The organism is Kitasatospora sp. NPDC096140 (assembly GCF_040303045.1).
GTDB lineage: Bacteria > Actinomycetota > Actinomycetes > Streptomycetales > Streptomycetaceae > Kitasatospora.
The window spans coordinates 1-1,150 of the sequence record NZ_JBEOUW010000113.1 but is presented as its reverse complement, the minus strand read 5'-3'; the positions used below and the strand labels follow the sequence as shown (position 1 = coordinate 1,150).

At 69.0% G+C, this 1,150-nt stretch carries 1 protein-coding gene; it reads right to left on the bottom strand.

Annotated elements, in window-relative coordinates; all coding sequences use genetic code 11:
• Positions 1-11: 11 nt before the first annotated feature.
• Positions 12-1,087 (bottom strand): IS630 family transposase gene (locus ABT048_RS41795; protein WP_502894144.1). Its coding sequence is split into 2 segments (ribosomal slippage): positions 12-638 and positions 641-1,087, totalling 1,074 coding nucleotides; the frame shifts between segments, so codons are not numbered across the junction.
• Positions 1,088-1,150: the final 63 nt, after the last annotated feature.

Below are 1,150 nucleotides of genomic sequence, written 5' to 3'. Positions count from 1 at the left end.
TACTGAGGCTTTCAGGGTGGAGTCGGTGGGGTAAGTGAGAGACCGGTGCCGGCCAGGCATCCCTCAATCAGGTTGGGCCGAAGTTGGATGTGCCGCAGGCCTCGCCGCAGAGTGCGGGTGAGATGGTCCGGATCGGTGAAGGCGGTGTTCGCTGTCGGGCCGCGCCGCAGGAGCGACCAGAGGCCTTCGACCGGATTGAGGTCCGGTGCGTATGAGGGCAGTTGGAAGACGGTGAGCCAGTCGTGCTCCGCCGCGTATCGCTTCATGCCGACGGCCAGGTGAGTGTTGAGGTTGTCCCAGACCAGGACGACCGGGCCGCCGAGCTGGATGTGTGCCCGTACGGCGAGGTCGCGATAGTCGGTCCAGGCGAAGCTCTTGCGGGCCCCCTTGAGTGGCATGTGGAAGCGGGGCCGGTAGATCACCCTGCTCTGCTCGCCGGGCTTGTAGCAGCACAGCGCGGCCACCGAGATCCGGCGCCGGGAACGTCCTCGGACCCGGACCACGGGTGTGTGTCCGCGCCGGCCCCAGGTGCGGGCGCGCGGCGGCGTCATCGCGAACCCGGCCTCGTCCTCGAAGACGATCCAGGCTCCGAGCGCCGCCGCGATGCTTTTACCCGCGGCCACACCTCCTGCTTCCACAGCTCCACCGCGCGCTCGTCCCGCTCGAGAGCCCGGCGGGCCGGCGCCTGCCAGGACCAGCCGTGCCGCTTCAGCAACCGCCACACCGTCGCAATCGACAGCGTCATGCGGAACCGGCGGCCGATCACCGCCTGGACCCGGACCAGCGTCCAGCGCTGGTCCTCGAACCCATGGGCGGCCGGCCCCTTGCCCAACTCTGCTTCCAACTCGGCGAACTGGGCCACCGACAACTTCGGTACGCTCGCCGGACCCGACGACCGCAGGGCAGCGGTGCCGCCCTCGCGCCAGGACCGTCTCCAGCGTTCCACCGACCGCTCGCTGACCCGCAGCTCCCGGGCGATCACCGCGGTCCGCTCACCCGCCTCGAACCGCGCAGCGGCATCCAGCCGCACCTGTTCACGAAACGCCCGCCGCTCATCGGTCAGGCCCCCACCCTGCGCATACCGCACACCATTGGCATACCGCAGGGATCACTACCTGTCACCACCGACAACAGAACGAAAACCTCAGTA